General features: G+C 31.9%; 20 protein-coding genes and 3 tRNA genes. 1 reads left to right on the top strand and 22 read right to left on the bottom strand.

The window, feature by feature from the left end:
- From Q428_RS10310 to Q428_RS10285, 9 genes are all read right to left on the bottom strand, one after another.
- The coding region (locus Q428_RS10310; RefSeq protein WP_035380668.1) for a recombinase family protein at positions 1-862 on the bottom strand (862 nt) is incomplete at its 3' end.
- A 12-nt stretch (positions 863-874) separates the two neighbouring features.
- Positions 875-1,720, bottom strand: coding sequence for a recombinase zinc beta ribbon domain-containing protein (locus tag Q428_RS14595; RefSeq protein ID WP_278244898.1), 846 nt, complete (start codon positions 1,718-1,720; stop codon positions 875-877).
- A 47-nt stretch (positions 1,721-1,767) separates the two neighbouring features.
- On the bottom strand, positions 1,768-2,502 hold the full coding sequence (locus Q428_RS14590; RefSeq protein WP_051515111.1) for a recombinase family protein: 735 nt from the start codon (positions 2,500-2,502) through the stop codon (positions 1,768-1,770).
- Positions 2,503-2,638: 136 nt separating this feature from the next.
- The gene (locus Q428_RS15650; protein ID WP_169734720.1) at positions 2,639-2,776 is read right to left on the bottom strand and encodes an SHOCT domain-containing protein; all 138 of its coding nucleotides are present in this window, start codon (positions 2,774-2,776) and stop codon (positions 2,639-2,641) included.
- Positions 2,777-2,825: 49 nt separating this feature from the next.
- Positions 2,826-2,978: an SPOR domain-containing protein gene (locus Q428_RS16035; RefSeq protein WP_423219593.1), complete on the bottom strand. Its 153-nt coding sequence runs from the start codon at positions 2,976-2,978 to the stop codon at positions 2,826-2,828.
- 237 nt (positions 2,979-3,215) lie between these two features.
- Positions 3,216-4,124, bottom strand: a complete 909-nt coding sequence (locus Q428_RS10300) for a transposase (protein WP_035380666.1) — start codon at positions 4,122-4,124, stop codon at positions 3,216-3,218.
- A gap of 83 nt (positions 4,125-4,207) precedes the next feature.
- Positions 4,208-4,576: a hypothetical protein gene (locus tag Q428_RS10295; RefSeq protein WP_035380664.1), complete on the bottom strand. Its 369-nt coding sequence runs from the start codon at positions 4,574-4,576 to the stop codon at positions 4,208-4,210.
- A gap of 14 nt (positions 4,577-4,590) precedes the next feature.
- Positions 4,591-4,971 carry a helix-turn-helix domain-containing protein gene (locus tag Q428_RS10290; protein WP_035380662.1) on the bottom strand — a complete coding sequence of 127 codons (381 nt, stop codon included), beginning with the start codon at positions 4,969-4,971 and terminating at the stop codon, positions 4,591-4,593.
- A gap of 56 nt (positions 4,972-5,027) precedes the next feature.
- The gene (locus Q428_RS10285; RefSeq protein ID WP_035380660.1) at positions 5,028-5,816 is read right to left on the bottom strand and encodes an ImmA/IrrE family metallo-endopeptidase; all 789 of its coding nucleotides are present in this window, start codon (positions 5,814-5,816) and stop codon (positions 5,028-5,030) included.
- A gap of 287 nt (positions 5,817-6,103) precedes the next feature.
- Between Q428_RS10285 and Q428_RS10280 the strand changes: the two genes are divergently transcribed.
- A complete protein-coding gene (locus Q428_RS10280) occupies positions 6,104-7,039 on the top strand; it encodes a hypothetical protein (protein ID WP_035380659.1) in 936 nt (311 codons plus the stop codon).
- A 25-nt stretch (positions 7,040-7,064) separates the two neighbouring features.
- Here Q428_RS10280 and Q428_RS10275 read toward each other — a convergent pair whose 3' ends face one another.
- From Q428_RS10275 to yabN, 13 genes are all read right to left on the bottom strand, one after another.
- Positions 7,065-8,405, bottom strand: coding sequence for a DNA cytosine methyltransferase (locus tag Q428_RS10275; RefSeq protein WP_035380657.1), 1,341 nt, complete (start codon positions 8,403-8,405; stop codon positions 7,065-7,067).
- Positions 8,406-8,851: 446 nt separating this feature from the next.
- Positions 8,852-9,499, bottom strand: coding sequence for a plasmid pRiA4b ORF-3 family protein (locus Q428_RS10270; protein WP_035380676.1), 648 nt, complete (start codon positions 9,497-9,499; stop codon positions 8,852-8,854).
- 175 nt (positions 9,500-9,674) lie between these two features.
- Positions 9,675-9,751 (bottom strand) — tRNA-Met (locus Q428_RS10265).
- A gap of 2 nt (positions 9,752-9,753) precedes the next feature.
- A tRNA-Met gene (locus tag Q428_RS10260) sits at positions 9,754-9,830 on the bottom strand.
- A 9-nt stretch (positions 9,831-9,839) separates the two neighbouring features.
- Positions 9,840-9,927: transfer RNA gene (locus tag Q428_RS10255), tRNA-Leu, on the bottom strand.
- 80 nt (positions 9,928-10,007) lie between these two features.
- Complete coding sequence (locus Q428_RS10250) at positions 10,008-10,916, bottom strand: Ppx/GppA phosphatase family protein (RefSeq protein WP_035380655.1); 909 nt, start codon at positions 10,914-10,916, stop codon at positions 10,008-10,010.
- 129 nt (positions 10,917-11,045) lie between these two features.
- On the bottom strand, positions 11,046-11,450 hold the full coding sequence (locus Q428_RS10245; RefSeq protein WP_035380653.1) for a S1 domain-containing RNA-binding protein: 405 nt from the start codon (positions 11,448-11,450) through the stop codon (positions 11,046-11,048).
- Positions 11,451-11,537: 87 nt separating this feature from the next.
- Complete coding sequence (locus tag Q428_RS10240) at positions 11,538-11,804, bottom strand: FtsB family cell division protein (RefSeq protein ID WP_035380651.1); 267 nt, start codon at positions 11,802-11,804, stop codon at positions 11,538-11,540.
- 39 nt (positions 11,805-11,843) lie between these two features.
- On the bottom strand, positions 11,844-12,374 hold the full coding sequence (gene yabQ / locus Q428_RS10235; RefSeq protein WP_051515110.1) for a spore cortex biosynthesis protein YabQ: 531 nt from the start codon (positions 12,372-12,374) through the stop codon (positions 11,844-11,846).
- Between the two features lie 26 nt (positions 12,375-12,400).
- On the bottom strand, positions 12,401-12,688 hold the full coding sequence (yabP, locus tag Q428_RS10230) for a sporulation protein YabP (protein WP_035380649.1): 288 nt from the start codon (positions 12,686-12,688) through the stop codon (positions 12,401-12,403).
- Positions 12,689-12,853: 165 nt separating this feature from the next.
- Complete coding sequence (locus Q428_RS10225; protein WP_035380647.1) at positions 12,854-13,111, bottom strand: RNA-binding S4 domain-containing protein; 258 nt, start codon at positions 13,109-13,111, stop codon at positions 12,854-12,856.
- A gap of 99 nt (positions 13,112-13,210) precedes the next feature.
- Positions 13,211-13,486: an HU family DNA-binding protein gene (locus tag Q428_RS10220; protein ID WP_035380645.1), complete on the bottom strand. Its 276-nt coding sequence runs from the start codon at positions 13,484-13,486 to the stop codon at positions 13,211-13,213.
- Positions 13,487-13,607: 121 nt separating this feature from the next.
- Entirely contained in the window at positions 13,608-15,044 is a 1,437-nt protein-coding gene (gene yabN / locus Q428_RS10215; RefSeq protein WP_035380643.1) for a bifunctional methyltransferase/pyrophosphohydrolase YabN, read from the bottom strand.
- Positions 15,045-15,049 lie beyond the last annotated feature (5 nt).

Here is a 15,049-nt window from a genome sequence, read left to right as displayed (position 1 = left end):
GATGGCTGTCTTCAACATAGTATTGCTGAGCCCCTCCTTTATTCTTCACTCTTTTATGTGTTAAAAAATCCAGTGTTATTGTCTTTTGAAGAAGGGCATCACCCATATATTTTTCATTTGTAAGTATCTGCTTTATATTAGAATCATGCCATTTAACTTTTCCTGAACCGTTTCTAATCCCCTCTGCCTCAAGCTTTAATGCAATCGACTTATATCCTAGGCCACCCAAGTATTCATCATATATTCTTCTAACAACCGCTGCTTCTTGTTCATTTATTATTAGCTCCCCATTTTCATCCTTATCATATCCAAGGAATCTCTTAGGATTAACTCTTACCTTTCCCTGCTGAAATCTTCTAACTATACCCAATCTGCTGTTCTCTGAAATATTTCTCGATTCATCCTGTGCAAGGGAACTTAAGATTGTAAGAAAAACCTCTCCTTTTGAATCCAAGGTATCAATATTTTCTTTTTCAAAGTACACCCATATTCCTTTTTCTTTTAAAAGCCTCACATATTTAAGACAGTCAAGGGTGTTACGTGCAAACCTTGAAATTGATTTAGTAATAATCATATCAAACTGGCCTGCCAGAGCAGCTTCAATCATTCTATCAAACTCAACTCTATGCTTTGTGTTTGTACCAGTTATCCCTTCACCTGCAAAGATGCCTGCAAACTCATACTCTGGTTTACTTCTTATGTAATTTTCATAATAGGTAACTTGAGCTTCATAACTTGTCAGCTGTTCTTCCGTATCGGTACTTACTCTACAGTATGCACACACTCTTTTCTTTCTCTCCCTAGAGACTCCGTCTATCACTTGCACTTGTTGTCTTGTTGGAATTACTGAAACCTTTGCCATAACTCTCCTCCTCTACTGAAGGCCATTAATGCCTCTCTTCTTTATAAATTCTTCTTCCACCTTCATCCCATTTTTAAGATGAAACTCTAAATGTGTTGGTGTTATAACAACCACCTTTTCAATTAATCCTTCAAATATATCATCATCAAACTCTGCAAGAGCAATTTCTCTCAAATTGATTATTCTTTTAATTTCTGCAGTTCTCTTTAAAATTTCATCATACTTGTTGCTATCAATATTTAGGGCTTCTTTTCTTACTTGTAAATCTTCAAGCATTTTCTTAAGAACTATATATTTCTTATCAAATTCATCTTCTCTTAATTCACCTTTTATCTGCTGCCTCACAAGGCTTTTTATTTCTTCATTTATATTTGAAATATCTCTATCAAGCTTAAAAGCATCCTCACATTTTGCACCTTGCTTTAGAACCTTCTCTATATTGTCAGTAAAAGCTTTTGCAAAATCTTCTTTGTATTCATATAGCCTATTGAATACCCTTACAAATACAGCCTTTAGTGTTATATCATCTAATGCCTTCATATTACAGGAGCTTTTTCCTTCATTAATATATGTTTTGCATAACCATACTACTTGTTTTGATTTAGCTTTGCTGTTCCACAATCTTCTTTTTAAAGTAGCTCCGCAGTTACCACATATAAGCTTTCCACTAAAGGCATATCGCTGATTATATTTGTGTCTTATTTCTGGAACATTTCCAAACTGTGCCGCCCTCTCACTCATCATGGCTTGTACCTTTAAAAAATCTTCTTTAGATACAATTGCTTCATGATGTCCTTCAACAATATACTGTGGAATCTCCCCCTTGTTCTTTCTCTTTTTACTGTTCAGAAAATCCACAGTATAAGTTTTCTGGAGAATTAAATCACCGTAGTATTTTTCATTGCTTAGGATACCTTTTTTGCACTGCCATACCAAGTATAAGCTCCTGTAGCTGTTTTTATCTTATCTTTTTCAAGTCCATACTTAATATCATTTAAACTTTTGCCCTCTAAGTATTCACTAAAGATTCTCTTTACTATTTTTGCTTCCTCTGGATTTACTACAAGCTTTCCATCCTCTAAAAGGTCATATCCAAGAAATCTTTTTGTATTAATCTGTATCTTTCCTTCCTTAAACTTCTTCTGGAAGGACCATCTTACGTTTTCTGACATACTCCTTGCTTCATCCTGTGCAATAGAGCTTAAAAAGCTGAGTATAAGTTCACTATCAGCTCCGTAAGTATTTATATTTTCCCTCTCAAAATAAACTCCAACATTAAGACTTCTTAAGTACCTTACTGCTTCTAAGCAATCAGCTGTATTTCTTGCAAATCTTGATATTGATTTTGTTATTATTAAATCTATCTTTCCAAGCTCGCAGTCCTTGATCATCTTTTTAAACTGAAGCCTTTTATCTGTTTTTGTTCCCGTTGTACCCTGATCTGCGTATATCCCTGCAAACTCCCACTCTATCTTCTTTTTAATATAGTCCTCATAAAAAATAGTCTGCATTTCAAAGGACTCTGCTTGCTTTAAGCTATCTGTACTTACCCTCCAATAAGCACAAACCCTTGTCTTTTCTAGCTTTTTATCATCTATATCACCCTTATTTTTTACTGCTATCGTAGTTATTTTCTTCACTTAAAATCCTCCTCTCTTCAGGGTAGTCACATGTTACCTCTACCACTGCCTTACATCAAGTTAATTGTTCTGTGGGAACATATAAAAAATACTAAAAAAGTAAGGGCCTGAAGTATTGCTACCTCAAGCCCTAAATCTATTTATTAAAGGTCTTTTTATTTTCAGCATCTATCTTTGAAAACTCTTCTTCAGTCATAAGTCCATCTTCAAGAAGCTCTTTTAAAATAGACCTGCTTATTAAATATGGTACACTAGTTATTTCTTTTGCCTGCATTTCATGTCCTCCTCAAAATAAAAACCGCTACTCCCTATATGAGTAACTGTTACTTATTAAAAATCATAATTGTAGCATCAAAGCCTGCCGCCTTAAGCTTTTGTATTTGCTTTTCAGCATTTTCCCGTACTGAGTAATAACCTGCCATAACTCTATAAAGAGTTTCATTAACTTCTGTTTGTGGCCTTGCTAAAGGTTCGATATACCATATGGTACCATATGGGACATATATTTACTGTAATTGCTTAGCCAAATGTGTTTTTTAATATCACCATATTTCACTTTATTTAAATAAAAGCTTTGTAATTTTCGAATTTAATATAACTTTATTTACTCTTTTTTCTCAATTATCACTATACTTGTCCAATCTTTATGCTTTATAAAAGCATTTATCTCTTTGACTTTTTAAAATAAACTTATTAAATTGCCTTTTTAAAAATTAAGCATACTGTTCCATAAACTCATATGTAATATTTTTATATTTCTCATCATCTAAAAGCCTTACCCCAAGGCTGCTGAGCTTTGAAACTCTGCTTTGGGTTATGTTTCCCAGAACGCGGCAGATTTCACTGCATTTTAAGTTGCAAAGGCTTCTCATTAAAAGTACAGCCAGTGCCTTTGCTTCTACTATTTCTCTACAGTGTTTTGTATGTAGCTTTATTTTTTCAATTCCAAGCTTTGATGCGATAAATTCTAATATTTCTTTAGTTTTAATGTTTCTTATTAATATTTTTCTTTCACTTCTGTATTCTGTTCCTTCATTTAAAAATTCTACTTCCTCTTTAAAAACCTTATCAGAACATTTATATACTAATTTCATATAGCTTTCTCTGGCTTTTTTAGGATTTTTACTGAACATGCCCATAATAAAGCCATCATCAACAAGTTCATAGGGGTCGTGTCTTAAACCTAGATATATTGAAAGGCTTGAAAATTCATATTTCTCCGGGCATTTTTCATATCCTTTTATGTCACAAGGATTGTTGTGAACATATGCCGATAAGGCATAGAGGTATATTTCACTCTTTACCATTTTGCTTTTAAATCTGTCTTGGAATAAATGTCCATGTCTTTTATGTCTGTGGTTAAAATATTGTGCGTAGGAGAAATTTATGCTGTGCATTATTCTTGATATGTCAGCTCCGTTGGCATCTATTATTAAATGAAGATGATTATCCATAAGGCAGTAGCCATATACTCTGAATTCATAGGTCTTTTGATATTTTTTAACTAAGGATAAATAGTTAAGCTTATCCTCATCATCTTTAAACAAATCAACTTCACTTATACTCCTTGCCATTATATGAAAAATAGCGTCTTCCTTCTTTTGCCTTGCTAGCCTTGGCATAAGAAAACATCTCCCTTCAAAGTTTACTCTGAAAATAGTATTTCCTTTGAAGGGAGATGTTATTCATTGGCTCTAAACAACACTTATATGTCCCTAATACCTATGTCATTTATAACAAAATCACTTAATGAAGCATTATCTAATACTGCACTGCAGCTTAATTTAAACCATTGGCGTATTGACTCTGAAATATTTTCTTTAGCAAAATAATCCCCTATTTCTATATCGCAATTAACAAGTATATCAAAACTTACTTCTTCATCATCTTGCTTGATGTTATTGACCCTTAGTATTTCTATATTATCCAATGTAGCTTCTAAAACTTCTATTACATCTCTAGCTCTTAATGTTAAGTCATACTCAGAATAGTTATTCATTATTTCATCTTGTAGGGTATCAAAAATTTGTTGGTAAAACTGTTCTTCTATCATACCTTTAAAATAGTCATTCATGAGTATCCCCCTCTCTACTCTTTCTCATCTAAAGCTTTAATAAATTCAAGCCAAGCCTTTTCTGTAATATCACTTTTTCCCTCACTTTCGATTTTACGTGCTTTTCTAAGGGCAGTTCTAGCTAAACCACTTTCTTTGATATAATCAGGTAAGTCCATAGGGATTTCATCCCTATCTTCAGATGCTATATCAATCATATAATCTGTTTCTTCTTGTGTTAGCCCTAATATTTTTGCTATTTCCTCCATCTTATTTATATTAGGTGGATTTCTTCTCCCTTTTTCAATATCACTCCAATAAGCCGGAGAGATATCTAACAGCTCTGCCATCTTTCTTAGACTTATATCCTTTTGTTTTCTTTTTTCTGCAATAAAATCCCCAAACTTACTACTCATAATATACACCTCCTTCCACTGTCAGCATTATTTATTTAAAATTGAGTTTTGAACACTTAGATAATAGAAAACTGCTTATATTCCTGTTTTTCCTTAATGAAATTCAAATTTTTAAGTCTTATCTTTGCAGCTGTTAAAGATACGTCAAATGTATCTGCAATTTCACGACTTAAGACATCTGCCCATAAATCTTTTTCAAAATCAGTTCCTATTTCATAACACATTCTCACCATACCTGCTGACTTAAATTTAGCTGTTACATATCTGGTAAAGATTTTCTTAGGCATTAATAATGCTGAAGCCATATAATCCGCCTGCCATTCAATCCAATCATCATCAGTTACAAGCTGCCTTTTCCCTGTACTTTCAATATCAGTTGTACGACATTTTATCACCGGCTCGTTTTGGGATTCACTATCAAATAATGTCATCTGCATTTTATTAATTGTGTAAATATGTCTGTGTAAAAGCCAATGTGCTATCTCGTGTGCATGGGTAAAACGGCCTCTTCTTAATTGTTCTTCATTCAGAAGACTATTGTCTATTAATATAGTCCCTTCATTTACTGGTATTCTTTTCGCTTTATTATTATCTGCATCATATACAGGAATATAACAATCATTAAATACTGTCATTCCTAATATAGATTGATTATGTGTTAAATCTTGATAATCCATTTCCAATCCGGCATAACATTCTGAAAAATGCTCAACATCTAAACTACAAGGCTCCTGAAGAACCTTTAAGTTATAATCCTGTAAAACTCTTTCTGCTAAATCATCTATCTCTACTCTTTTAAGAACAGGAGTCCCGTTATTTTTAGTTTTAAAATCCAATTGAATCAATCTACCACCCCTCTCATAAATGCATGTATGCTTCATTGCTAACACTATTATAATATGGCATATTATTCCTTGTCAAGAAATAAAAAATTATACCTTTAATATTATTTTAACTTGCATTTTGTAATAAATCTATACACGCATTGCATTATACTGTGTTTTAGTGCAAAAATTGTATATTATACTAATTGCATCTAATTATCCATTATATTACACATAAAAAATCTATCTTATCCTATATCATATTAAGTGATATAATATATTATTATCGAGAAAAAAGGGGGGATAATATGTCACAAACTATAATTGAATATTTAAGAGAACAGTCAGTTAATAATTTGTTTGCTGCTGGAGGTTTTTGTAATAATTGGAATACTTGGCAATCAGTAATACAAAATTTAGCACCATCAAAAACAGCAAGACAAATTTTAAATTTAGGTGACAATCTATCAAATATTTTTTCTTCAACACGTTCAGCAGGAAGAACTCAAAGTGATGTATCTGGCGGTGGGGCTAGTTGGGAAGCTCTTGTATGTTGGTATTTAAATCTCTGCTTAATAGGCAGAAGAACTGTAGTAATAAAACATAGTAAAAAATTAATTCCTAATCCTGTAAGCGATGCAATAACTGTAAATTATGCAAACTTTGTTTCTAATACTGAATCTGATTTAATTGCAATAACATTTCCTCATAAAGATGAATACATAATTGATAAAGATTTAATAAACATTTTCGATGCTGATGGAAATAATGTAGCTCCAAAAACAGGGACAAGATATAATCTCATTCAAGTATTAGATGCATTAACCCATAGGGACTTTTCAAACATAGAAATTCATATAATACAATGTAAGACTAACTGGAACGATAATGCACAGATTCCAATGCTGTGGGATATGATTTACTCTGCTAATAATTTTAGAAATAATATTACTGTCGGTAGAAATGGATATTCTATTCATAATATTTTACGATTTACTTATTCATTTGTTACTGTTCCTACTGTAGATATTACAAAAATCAAAGCAACATCTACCTGTGTAAAAAGAGTATCAAATATCAGTGGTGGAAACTATTGGGGTAGACCTACTCGTTCAAATATAGCTAGTTCCGTAAAAGAAATGTTGGCTAGAAATTTAGCAAGTGGCCATACTAGTAATCATCTAACAACACTCAATAGTGAATTGCCAAAACTATCGAATGAATATAACTATTTTAAATTATAAATTTTAAAGAGGACTGAATTCCCAACTACAGTCCTCTTGTTATAGCTTTCATTATTTCAGAAGCAATAGCTTTTGCTAATAATGGTGGTACAGCATTACCAACCTGTGTATACTGCGGTACTTCTACTCTTCTTCTATCTCCGCCTGTTGTTCTTTTGCCTAAAAATATAAAGCTATCATCAAATGATTGTAATCTAGCCATCTCTCTTACCGAAAACACTCTATTCTCAAATGGAGATATATAATCATCTGGTAAGGTTACTACGGTCAATGCTGGTCTATTTCTATTCAACCTAGTTCTTATAGATTTTCTTGTTAAAATAACGTCTAACATCTCTTCGTTAACTTCCCCAGTTCTAAAACGTTGAATAAGTTCTTCTCTGCTAATGCCAAGTTTGTTGCAACATTCATTTAATAAATGACTTTTTTCTGAGATATCTATTCCCTCGCTCAAGATGCGTCTTCTTACTAAAGTTCCGTCTTCTCCTTCTCTAAACAAAGAAAATCTTTCAACTATTAGAGGCAAATGATTCGAAATATCATTATTATATATATTTCCATTACTATTTATTGTATTTCCATTAATAGTTGGTGTTCTTCCCCTTCTTGAAGCTATTTGATAATCCGTAAGTTGAGGATTTATAACTTCTCTTAAATTTTCATCCCTAATTAAATCACCAATAGCATCTAATACTGTGAGTCTATTATAATCATTATATATTGGTTCTGGGTATCTAGGTTCTATCTCCCCATTTCGATATGCTATAAATATTACTCTTCGCCTTCTTTGTGGAACCCCGTAATCAGAAGCATCTAATACTCTAGGTTCTAATGTATTATACCCTATTAAGTGAAATTCATTTCTCAAAATTTCAGGTGCTAAACTTCCATTTTCATATACTTGGCCAGTTACTCCCTCAAATCCATAAAATTTCGTATCATTAAACCCTTCAACATTTTCCATAACTACATACCTTGGATTTATTTCTCTAACAACTCTTAAATACTCTTTAAATAAAAGATTTCGTGGATCATTTGGGTCTCTTCTACCTGCTCTACTAAATCCTTGGCAAGGAGGTCCACCAAAAACAGCATCTATTTCCTGTGGCTCTTGTTGCTCACCATCAGTAAAAATTCTTAAATGTCTTATTACATTCCAAATAAATTCACCATTAAGTTCTCTGATATCTCCTCTATGAAAATATGTATTATAATTTTGAATAAACCCTAATTGTTCATGTCTATTCATATAAGTTTTCTGTACATCCTCATTTATATCACTAGAAAATAATATGTGAAAACCAGCTTGAATTATACCTTCACTCATCCCACCAGCACCACAGAATAAATCTATTGCATAAGGCATACTAAAACCTCCTTCTTCTATCTATTAAATATACCATAATATATTTAAAAAGTCCAGGGGTAAAATGCTACCAGAACAAATGTTTTTCTTTTTCTTTTTTTTAGTATTCTAATAATATTTGTTACAACTTAAAACAAATAGTACTTAATCTACTTAATTCTTAAATAATCTATACTAATAAAATATTAAAGGAATACTCCTTTATCATATCAACTTCTCTCAAATAACCCTTCTATTTCTATCTCCCAATATATATTTGCGAAAAAGTGCACCCCCGGGGGTTCAAATCCCCTCAAAACCTTAGTCTACGGAAACATAAAACACACATAAAAAAAGGGGCAAATTGCCCCAAGCCTTTGATTTCAAGCTATTTCTTCTCTATCTTCACGACACACTCCACATGTGTTGTATGTGAAAACAAATATTTCTCCATTTTATAAAATATCTTAAGACTCATTTTTCTTAAATTTCAAACAAGTTTTAAGCAAATCATTCACAAAATTTATATTAAATTCTCGGTAATGTTGGGATTCACCCCACTTTTTAATAGACTCATGTTCTTCATGTTCTGGGTTGTTCCAGGCTTCTAGAAATACTTGGTATCCAACTATTCCTCCTACATCCTCTGGTGGGCATGCTCCTTCTCCTTCTAAAAGAACTGGATAACCGAATTTATAATCTTCAATAATGTTTTCTAACTCTATTTTGTGCCTCCAATAATCCCCAAAATCATATATATAGTCAAAGTTTTTATATGTTTCAATATATTTATCTATTTTTGCACACTGTGGCTTTATAATTTTATTTTCGATTATTCTTCCTATTATGCCATAAGAATCTTCTTCTTTTGTAGGATTATTCTTTTTATACTTTTTTGAATAAAACTTATAATCTTCATATGCTTCTTCATTATTGGTAATTCTAAATTTCTCTTCTGCAAATTCAAATTCATAAAGATGATAATCATGCCAGCCCATAGCAAATTGAATTGTATCGTGCAGTCTTCTAAAAGTAACATCTGCAGGGATAATAACCCTTCTCCAAATTAGAGGATCTGACTCTATCAGTTCTATTTTTATCTGATATGCTTTCATATTCAATAAGTCCTCCTATAAAATCTAAATTAAATTATTTTCTTAATTACATTGATTATATTTTCTCATTTTTATTTTAATTTAGCTTATTAAAATAAGCAATCTGTTTCCGCAAAACAAAAAAGCCCTGATTTCTCAGAGCTTCTATCTATCATATCAATATTTTGTTCAAATATGGTGGCGGCGAAGGGATTTGAACCCCTGACACTTCGGGTATGAACCGAATGCTCTGGCCAACTGAGCTACGCCGCCATTGGTTGCGGGAGAAGGATTTGAACCTCCGACCTTCGGGTTATGAGCCCGACGAGCTACCTAGCTGCTCCATCCCGCGATATTAAATTGGTGCCGAAGACGGGGTCGAACCGGTACGATCTTTTAGGATCGCAGGATTTTAAGTCCTGTGCGTCTGCCTGTTCCGCCACTTCGGCATCTGTCTAACGACAATATTAATTATATAACGTTATTTTAGTTAAGTCAATATTATTTTGTGATTTTTAGTTGCTATTTTTTACATATAGTTTTTAAGATAGTAGATTGCTCCTTCCAGGCTGTCTCTTGTACTTATTGTTACATAGCTATATCCTAATGCTTTCATTATAACCTCTAATATTATTGCACCTGCAAGAATTATATCATGTCTCCCTTGCTCTATGACAGCAACTTTCTCCATTGATATTTTGTCTAATAAACTATAATCATTAATAAAATTGCTTATATTATGTTCATATAATTTACTGCCTTCTATATTAGCAATTCCATATTTTACAGCAGCCAGGGTGGTTGCAGTACCACCAATTGCATAAAGATTAAATTCAGCTGCCATGTTTTTTATGTCATCTATTATTGATGCAATCTTCTCTAAAGTATAATTACCAATAGATTCTATTATATTCTTTTGAACTGGATATTCTGAAATAAATTTCTCCGATAATCTTACACAGCCTATATTAACACTTTTTCTATACAATATTTTATTGTCGACACCTAGAATAAACTCGGTGCTGCCTCCCCCTATATCAATGACAAGGGTAGGTATTGAGCTATGTACGATTGTTCTTACCCCAACATATCCTAAATAGGCTTCCTCCTCGCCAGATAATATAAATGTCTGTATACCGCTTTCCTTTTCTATGATTTTAATAACCTCATTTTTATTTTTTGCATCCCTCACCGCACTTGTTGCAGTAATAACCCCTCTTGTTACCCCATATTCTTTCATGATATTTTGATATTCTTTTATTGCCTTAAGGGTTCTCTCTAAACTTGATTCACAAATTAATCCTGTTTCATCTATCCTATATCCTAGCCTTGTAGTTACTGATTTTTTTACAAGTGGATGTATTGCATCTTCGTTTATATCTGCTATCAATAATCTTGTTGAGTTAGTTCCCAATTCAATTGCACCAATTCTATCCATAATAACACCTCGAATTAAACTTATCCTTGTATTATTATATCATAAATTTCAAAATTTTGTTTATTATCTTACGAAAGAACACTAGGTCATAAAAAAGGTGCCTTACCATACGGTAAAACACCTAGATATCTATCTTCTTGCGTATCCACCACTGCGTTTGGATTCCTGGTTCTTCTTTACGTCTGAAATTCTCTCTTCGCTTTCTTTTAAAAACTTAGATAATCTGTCTTCAAAGGAGAGATTACTTGCTTTTCTTCTTTCTGATTCCCAATCAATTTCAATTGGTCTGAAAGATTTTTTAACAGGATTTGCTTGTTTTATCGAAAGGCTTATTTTGCCATTGTCATCAATAGAAATAACCTTTACTTTAACCTTATCCTGTTCCTTTAAATGACTTCTTATGTCCTTTACATAAGTATCTGAAACTTCTGAGATATGAACAAGGCCTGTTTTTCCTGATATATCCACAAAAGCTCCAAAATTTGTGATGTTTACCACTGTGCCCTCTAAAATGTTTCCTACCTGCAGGGTCATATTAAAAAGATTCCTCCTTAAATTATATATAATGATTTATTATATATTAATTTGTAATTTTAGTCAATTTGTTGTTGTTCAAGCTATCTAATTTCTATTGTTAACATCCTTTAATATTATTTCACCAGGCTTTGCTAAATTTAATTTCCTTCTTGCCATTTTTTCTATGTAATCTTCTCTTTGACTCATTTTTAATTCATCCTGCAATTGTTGATTCTGAACCTTTAATTTAGAAAGTTGATCATTACATTGGGTATATTGTTTCTTCAATCTATTTAATATAAACTGTTGTTTTATAAAAATTACCCCAAAAAAAACCATTACTAACAACCAGAATATCTTCCTCTTTTTCATGAAATTTTCTCCTTTGTTTATTTTTATAGGATATATTCTTTATGATTTCTTTTTTTCCTTCTTAATTTTTTTGCTGGATTTATTTTTTTTGCTGGGATTTTCCTTAATTTCACTTTTATTTTGTTTAAGTTTCTTAAATGTTACAGATGAAGCCTTTTTAGTTTTCTGCCTTATGTTGAAACATAATTCCTTAAGCAGATACCTCATTAGTTTTATCGGATAAAATATTATAATAATTAATACCCTGATGAATTTAATCACATAATAAAATGTTTTTCTTAATAATTTTATAACATATCTGCTTATGAATTTAAAATAAAAAAATAATCCTAATATAATCCCCACAAAGCTATAATAACCTAGTATCCCTTCATTTGTTTTCTGGAGAAAAACAAATGTTATAAGGGCTGCAAATATCCAAAAAAGAATATCTGAAATTGCTGTAACTAGCTTCTTAGGGCAGCTATATCCCCTGTTTATTCTATAGAAATCAAACATTAAACCTACCATAAGTCCAGCTATTATTGTACTTAAAAAATATTGGAGTTGTTTATCCACAGATAAAATCATTTATTGACCTCCAAAACATCTTCTTTTCACTTAAATAATTTCTTCATTATACTTTCCTTATTTTTAACGTCCTTATTAATATAGGTTAAAGATATAAACTCCCCTTCTATTGACATATCCCCATTATCAACATTTAGTTTGTTAACCTTCATATTTTTCCCTTTAATATTTAACGTCCCCATATTTGTAACTAACAAAACGCTGTCTTCATTAAAAGTTATAACCTCTGAAACACCAGTAATATCAATCCTTTGCCTGCTATCTATATGAATTACATGATTATATTGTTGCTTTAAATTTTTATTACTTTCCACAATACCCCCTCCATTCCTATATCATAATATGCTGACTAACATCTTTTTATTACACAATTATTAACACTAACCCACATAATTTGCACAGTTTATTCACATAGTTATCCACAGCTTGTGAATAACTAAAAAAGCTGCTAGTTTTGTCCCTACTAACAGCTTTTCTAGTTATTCAATTTCCTGACCGCTTATGATTCTATATAAGTCCTTTGCTCCATCCTTTGTTACATGCTCAGCGATATTTAAAACCTCTGCCTTAACACTGCCTGTTGCATAGCCTATCTCTATTACATCTCCAACTTTTATATCCGTTCCTGGTTTTGCAATTCTACCATTTACTAAAACCCTTCCTGTTTCACAGACCTCCTTGGCTACTGTACGCCTTTTAATAATCCTTGACACCTTTAAAAATTTGTCTAATCTCATACATCATCACCCTTTTTAATATTTTGACTATTTCTTAGCATTTTAAATACTAAATATTTACTATGTTATAAAAAATCAGGTCATAGACCTGATTCCTTATTATAGATTAACTTTTTCCTTTAGTTCTTTTCCAGCCTTGAAAGTTGGAGCCTTTGAAGCTGGAATAGTTATTTCTTCTAATGTCTTTGGATTTCTACCCTTTCTTTCTCCTCTTTCCCTAACTTCAAATGTTCCAAAACCTACTAATTGAACTTTTTCGTTCTTAGCAAGAGTTTCTTCAACACTTTCCATAAATGCCTTTAAAGCCTTTTCTGCATCCTTCTTAGTTAATCCACTCTTTTCTGCAATTGATGTGATAAGTTCTGCTTTATTCACAATTTTTCCCTCCTTAGTTAATCTCTAATTAGATTATCTCTAATAGATTACAGTAGTTTATTCTTCATAAGTTCAAAAAATCCTTCTTTTTTGAAAGTATTTTTTGCTGAAAATGTTGATTTTATTGATTTTTTGCCTCATTCCACAGCATATCCATTTCTTCCAGAGTCATTTCTTCCATCTTAATTCCATTTTTAATTGCTGTTTTTTCTATGTACTCAAATCTTGTTATAAACTTTTCTGCTGTTTTTGTCAAGGCAAACTCTGGATTTATATCTAAAAAACGAGCAACATTTACTACCGCAAATAGTAAATCTCCCATTTCTTCTATTATTTTACCATTTTCATTGGTTTTATATACCTCCAAAAGTTCCTTTAATTCTTCATATATCTTATTTACAGCATCCTCAACTTTATCCCAGTCGAATCCAACTTCAGCTGCTTTTTCTTGTACTTTATAACTTCTCATTAATGCAGGCAATGATGATGGTATGGATTTAAGGGCTTCTGTATAGGTTTTTAAATTCTTTTCTTCACGTTTTCTCTCTTCCCAATTTTTTAATACCTCATCTGAGTTTTTACAAACGTCTTCACCAAAAACATGGGGATGTCTTTTTATCATTTTATCTGTTATACCTGTTATCACTTCAGATATGCTGAATTCCCCGAACTCCTTTGCTATTTGGCTGTGGAAGACAATTTGTAAAAGAACATCTCCTAATTCTTCGCATAAATTATCCATATCATCCTTGTCAATGGCATCTATTACCTCGTATGCTTCCTCTATTAAATATCTCTTAAGACTTTCATGTGTTTGTTCCCTGTCCCATGGACAGCCATCTTCACCCCTGAGTTTTTCCATAACATCTAGCAAATCTTTAAAATCATATTTGCTTTTGCTTTTTACAGGTGGTATATATAGACTTGTAAGATAGTCAACCCAGCTTACTCTGTCTATTTCATAAAGAGGCATCCTTTCAATTTTCTCTTCACCTTCTACTCCGGCTGCTCTGATTAAATATACTTCAACATCATCATCATAATATTCCATTAACTTTAACTTGATTTCTGAGGCTACAAGCCTGCTGTAAACCTGAGTTATTATATTTCCTACCCTTGTATCCGGTACTTGAGTGTCAAGCTGTAAACCGTCAATAATCTTCAGTCCTTCAACAGGATCAGCTTTCATAGCATTTATCACAGCATCAATAAAACTTAATGCTGGAACTATTTCAACTTCAATATTTTGTTTTTCAGCCTTTTCAATTATAAGCTGTACGGATTTTTCTGCTACTAATGGATGTCCTGGAACAGCATAAACAACATCCTTAAGATTAACTATTTTATCTGCAATGGTTTCATATACTTCATCGAAACTTTCACCTTCTTCATATAAGTCATCAAAGGTTGTGAAATTAATACCCAGACTTTTTATGTATTCAACATTTGGGTGTTTATAAGTTCTCAGATAAAGATTATTTGCATTTTTCATTACATTTATACTTTTTAGTGTTAAATCCTCATTAGAACCAGGTCCAAGACCTACTATTTTTATCATTTGTC

Origin of the sequence: Fervidicella metallireducens AeB (assembly GCF_000601455.1) — a bacterium.
GTDB lineage: Bacteria > Bacillota > Clostridia > Clostridiales > Caloramatoraceae > Fervidicella > Fervidicella metallireducens.
Note: the sequence above shows the minus strand (reverse complement) of the source record. Positions and strands in the feature narration are given on the sequence as shown.